General features: G+C 70.8%; 5 protein-coding genes and 1 pseudogene. All 6 read right to left on the bottom strand.

Annotated elements, in window-relative coordinates; translation table 11 throughout:
• Positions 1 to 1103 (bottom strand): annotated as a pseudogene (locus tag ABGB16_RS33225) (cell division protein FtsK); the annotation flags it as partial.
• A gap of 94 nt (positions 1104 to 1197) precedes the next feature.
• Positions 1198 to 2025, bottom strand: a complete 828-nt coding sequence (locus ABGB16_RS33220) for an ABC transporter permease (RefSeq protein ID WP_347672018.1) — start codon at positions 2023 to 2025, stop codon at positions 1198 to 1200.
• Complete coding sequence (locus ABGB16_RS33215) at positions 2022 to 2201, bottom strand: hypothetical protein (protein WP_347671414.1); 180 nt, start codon at positions 2199 to 2201, stop codon at positions 2022 to 2024. Before ABGB16_RS33215 ends, ABGB16_RS33220 begins: the two co-directional genes overlap by 4 nt.
• Positions 2198 to 2377 (bottom strand): hypothetical protein, encoded by a 180-nt coding sequence (locus ABGB16_RS33210; RefSeq protein ID WP_347672017.1) that lies wholly within the window; start codon positions 2375 to 2377, stop codon positions 2198 to 2200. The genes ABGB16_RS33215 and ABGB16_RS33210 overlap by 4 nt, the downstream gene beginning before the upstream one ends.
• Positions 2374 to 2682 carry a hypothetical protein gene (locus ABGB16_RS33205; protein ID WP_347672019.1) on the bottom strand — a complete coding sequence of 103 codons (309 nt, stop codon included), beginning with the start codon at positions 2680 to 2682 and terminating at the stop codon, positions 2374 to 2376. Before ABGB16_RS33205 ends, ABGB16_RS33210 begins: the two co-directional genes overlap by 4 nt.
• 81 nt (positions 2683 to 2763) lie before the next feature.
• Complete coding sequence (locus ABGB16_RS33200; protein WP_347672016.1) at positions 2764 to 3018, bottom strand: DUF6284 family protein; 255 nt, start codon at positions 3016 to 3018, stop codon at positions 2764 to 2766.
• Between the last annotated feature and the right edge of the window lie 976 nt (positions 3019 to 3994).

The following is a 3994-nucleotide window of genomic DNA, read 5'->3' as shown; positions in this document are numbered from 1 at the left end:
AGGACGCTGTTCCACATCAGGTCAATGGCGACCTTGTTGCCGCGCTCGTCCAGCCCGAACGGGGCCGGCTGCCAAATGTCGGTCGGCTTGCACCGCAACAGCGGCGTCCGCCCGGCACCGGCCGCCAGGGGGTCACGGTCGGCCACCCACAGCGTGTGCCGGCGGTGCGACGACGGGTCGCGGGTGATGAACACCTGAGACACGGCGACGTCGAGGCCGGAGGCGATGGCACCACGGGCCTTCACCGCGTCGTCGAACGTCTTGCCGTACGGCAGGTCGATCGACACCTGAGAGCCGGTACCGGACGGGTCACGGGCCATCGTGGAGCCGAACTCCACCCGCTGGTGCGGCTTGTCCGGGTTGCCCAGGCCGGCCGCGTAGTAGGCGCGCAGGATGATGTCCGGGTTGACCCGCCGGAACCGGCCCGCCACGGTCGCCGGGGTGATGATCGGCCGGTCATCAGGCCGCCCGACGTGCGCCAGATAGGCCACGACCAGGCCGGTGCCGGCGGTCAGCGCCCACCACGGGGCAGTGGCCCACACGATCGGCCCACCGATGGCCAGTGTCAGGGCTTCGGCGGTGAGGACCAGGCCCCGCCACGCGCGGGTGGCCTTCACCTCCCGGTGCAGCTTGTGCCAGGTCTGCGCGTCACCCGCGTCGGCGGCGGCCTGCCGCAACCCGGTCTGCTCACTGACCCACCACCAGCGCAGTTGACGGCCGGTGAGGCGGAACGCCCCGACCGTCGCCCAGAACGTGGCCTGTGCGGCGTACCAGGGGGCGCGCACGGTGTGGAACCCGGCCCGGTAGGCGGCCAGCTCGGCGGCCTGCCGGATGCTGTGCTTGATGTTCGGCCACGTCGACCACCCGGACGGGAGAATCGGCCGGCGTCCGGACGACGCAACCGGCGGCGGGTCGACCAGCATCCCGCCCCGCTGCGGCATCTCGTCCAGGGTCACGTCGAAGTGCGTGTCACCGGCCGGACGCGGCCGGGGAGTGCGGCGGGCGCGGGCGTCGTCCAGGTCGACCACCTCAGCGCCAGGGTTGGTCAGGTCCGCCTCTGCGGCCTGCCAGTCGAAACGCTCGTCATCGTGCGGGGGCGTCATGATGGGGGTTCCTCCATCTGAGATGTCTCGGGTGGGCTAGGGACCGGCGGCACGGCACGGTTTTCCAGGCCAGGGGCCGTGCCGCCGGGCGTCGCTAGTCGTGGGCGCGGACCAGGTGCGCCAGGGCGGCACCCATGCCGAGCACCGCGACGGGGAGGCAGGAAACGAGGGTGGTGATCCACCACGGGGCCGCCGTGATGCCGTTGGCGGCGAGGAGGTGGTAGGCGACCTGGCCGAGCGCCCCGACCGTGAGTGATGCGATGGCCGACCACTTGGCGAACCGGCGAGCGCGGTCCGGTACCCGACCGGACAGCCACACGTACAGGGCGTACGCGGCGTACGCCTCCACCCCGATCGGCAGGGTGATCGCCGAATCGATGGTGGCCCACGAACCCGGGTCCACGATGCCGGGCAGCAGGTCCACCATGCCGAACCCGGTCATCCGGCCGAGTCCCACCCAGCCGGACCAGACGGCGACGAACGCGCCCAGCGCCATGAGCACGACGGGCCACACGACGGGCCGCCGCGTCGGCTTCTGCGGGGCGGGCGTGCCCGGGTGACCGACCTCCGTGACCTGCTCGACCGGCTCGGCGGCCGGCTCGATCGGGGCGGGGGTCGGGTCCGGCTCGCTCGGCGGGGCGGACTCGGGCGCGGCTGGGGCCGGCAGCGGGTCGGGGCCGATTGGCTCGGCGTAGTCCCACGGGTCGCGGGCCGGCTCGCGGAACCGCTCTCGGGCCGCTTCCGCTTCCGCGATCAGGCGTGCCCGAAGCTCGTCAGCCTTCGGCGCACCGATGCGGTACTCGCGCATGAGTCGGTTCCGCGACGGGGGTCCGCCGAGCTGAACCCAGAGCAGTCGGGCCGGGTCGAGCAGATCCTCTACGGTCTGCGGGTAGCGGGTGCCGTTGATGGTCGGGGCGGTCATCGGCTGTTGTCCTTCCGGTTGGCGGGTCGGGGGGTGGGTGCGGGTCGGTGTTCGCTGACGCCCAGGGTTCGGCCGCCCTTGGCGGCCCCGGTGAAGCCGTCACGGCCGGTGCTGTGGAACACGTCGGGGCTGGTTGACCAGGGCCGGCGGGTGCGTTTCGGTTCGTGCTGGCTCACCTGGTCACCTCCCGCTGCTGCGGGGCGGTGCAGCACTGGTCGTCCGGGGCGGGACAGCCGTGCAAGCAGGACCCGCAGGACCGGGTGATGCAGTGCTCACCGGTGTCGTCGGCGGCGCACTCCTGCGGGTCGCAGATGCAGCACGCGGGAGGGGGCGGGGTGTAGACGACGGTCATGCGGCCACGGCCAGGGCGGCGAGCTGGTCGGCGGTGGTCGCGTCGAGCGGCGCAGCGTCGGTGTAGTCGACGGCGCGAGCGTAGATCTCCCACCCGTGCCAGGTGGGAAAGGCGTTCAACGCCCGGAACGGGCGTCCGTCCTCGGTGGTGCTGTCGTGCTCGCTGATCAGCAGGTCGGGACTGTTCAGTCCGGCCAGGTCCAGCCACGAGCGCAGTTCAGCGATGCTGTCGAAGTCGACCGACAGCGAAACGCCGTCACGGTCGCGGATCTCGGCCGGGTTGGCCAGCAACAGCAGTTCGGCCATCACGGCACGGCGGTTCTTGCGGGTGCTCACGTGCTCTCTCCTTCGAGATAGGGGCAGGTGCGGCGGTGGGCGCGGTGCGGATCAGGCCGCGCGGAGCGGGCCGGTGGTGCCGGTGGCCAGGTCGGCGGCGGCGCGGGTAACGCGGGCCTCAGCCCGGCGCAACCGCCGCCAGTCCAGCTCGGTCGGGCCGCCGCGGTCCTCGGCGTAGAGCATGCTGATCTCGGCGTCCAACAGGTCGAGTTCGGCCGCGATCAGCGGCCACTCCGCATCGATCGCGGCCAGGTCATCGACGCTCGGCCCGTCCGGGTCGGCGTCGTTCAGGTCGTAGCTGCTCACTTGCGGTTCCTTCCGGAACGACGGGCGCCCGACGCCGGACGGCGACGGGCGGCGGACGGCTGCGCACACGAGGGGCAGCGGTCCTCATCAGGAGCCAGCGGGGCGAGGGAGCCGCACCCGTTGCAGTCGCGCCACACGGCGTTGCGCTTGGTCGTAATCCGCACGGCGGCGGCGATGCTCACGGTCATGACGGCTCACCTCTCCCCAGCTCGAATCAGGTCGGACAAACAGCCGAAGCGCGGCCAGGTCGGCGCGCTCCGGGGCGATCAACAAGGCGTGCCGAGCAGGCACGCGGGCGACCCTCGGTTGGGCAAGCAAGGGGCCAAACCCCTAAAGCGGACAAGTCTTGCGGCCGGACACGTCAACGACCGAACGCCGCTTGCCACCCCTAGATCGCATGCATCGAGACCAATGAGGAAGACGTATCTCCCTGCGTCCCGGACCTCTGTGCAGTTATCAAGTGGAGCCATGCGCCACGGCGGTCCAGCAGATTCACGAGCGGCGCAGCCGAAGCCACCTCCGCCGGCTGTGGAGTCACCAGCAGTACAACTTGACGTTGTATTCGCACGCTACAGCGCGACGTTGTATTCGCGCAAGCACCTCTACCGCGTAGGCTTGTAGTGATGACTTCGAGCGAGCTGCCCACCGACTGGTGGACCACGGAACATGTGCGGGCCTACCTGGCGTCTGTCGGCGTGCCGATCAGCCGTGCGACGTGGGCGTCCTACGTCTCACGGGGTCAGGCTCCCGCTCCGGATCGGATGTTCGGCCGGTCCCCGGCCTGGCGGCCAAAGACCATCCAGCAGTGGCAGGCCGGTAGGCCGCGCCGGGGCACCTCCGTCGACTAGCCCCAACGCCGCTCGGTTAAGGCGTTGTGGCGGCTGTCGAGGGGTGTGTCGCTCAGGCAAACAGAAGCGGAGTTCCGGTATTGAGGTGAGTCACTCCAAGAAACCCTCGAGACCAGGAACTCCGCTTT

The organism is Micromonospora sp. B11E3 (genome assembly GCF_039871625.1).
Taxonomy (GTDB): Bacteria; Actinomycetota; Actinomycetes; order Mycobacteriales; family Micromonosporaceae; genus Micromonospora.
Note: the sequence above shows the minus strand (reverse complement) of the source record. Positions and strands in the feature narration are given on the sequence as shown.

What these genes read in the sequence shown, in the direction of transcription:
- ABGB16_RS33220 (WP_347672018.1), bottom strand. Translation starts at nt 2,025, where the DNA reads ATGACCGCCCCGACCATCAACGGCACCCGCTACCCGCAGACCGTAGAG.
- ABGB16_RS33205 (WP_347672019.1), bottom strand. Translation starts at nt 2,682, where the DNA reads ATGGCCGAACTGCTGTTGCTGGCCAACCCGGCCGAGATCCGCGACCGT.
- ABGB16_RS33210 (WP_347672017.1), bottom strand. Translation starts at nt 2,377, where the DNA reads ATGACCGTCGTCTACACCCCGCCCCCTCCCGCGTGCTGCATCTGCGAC.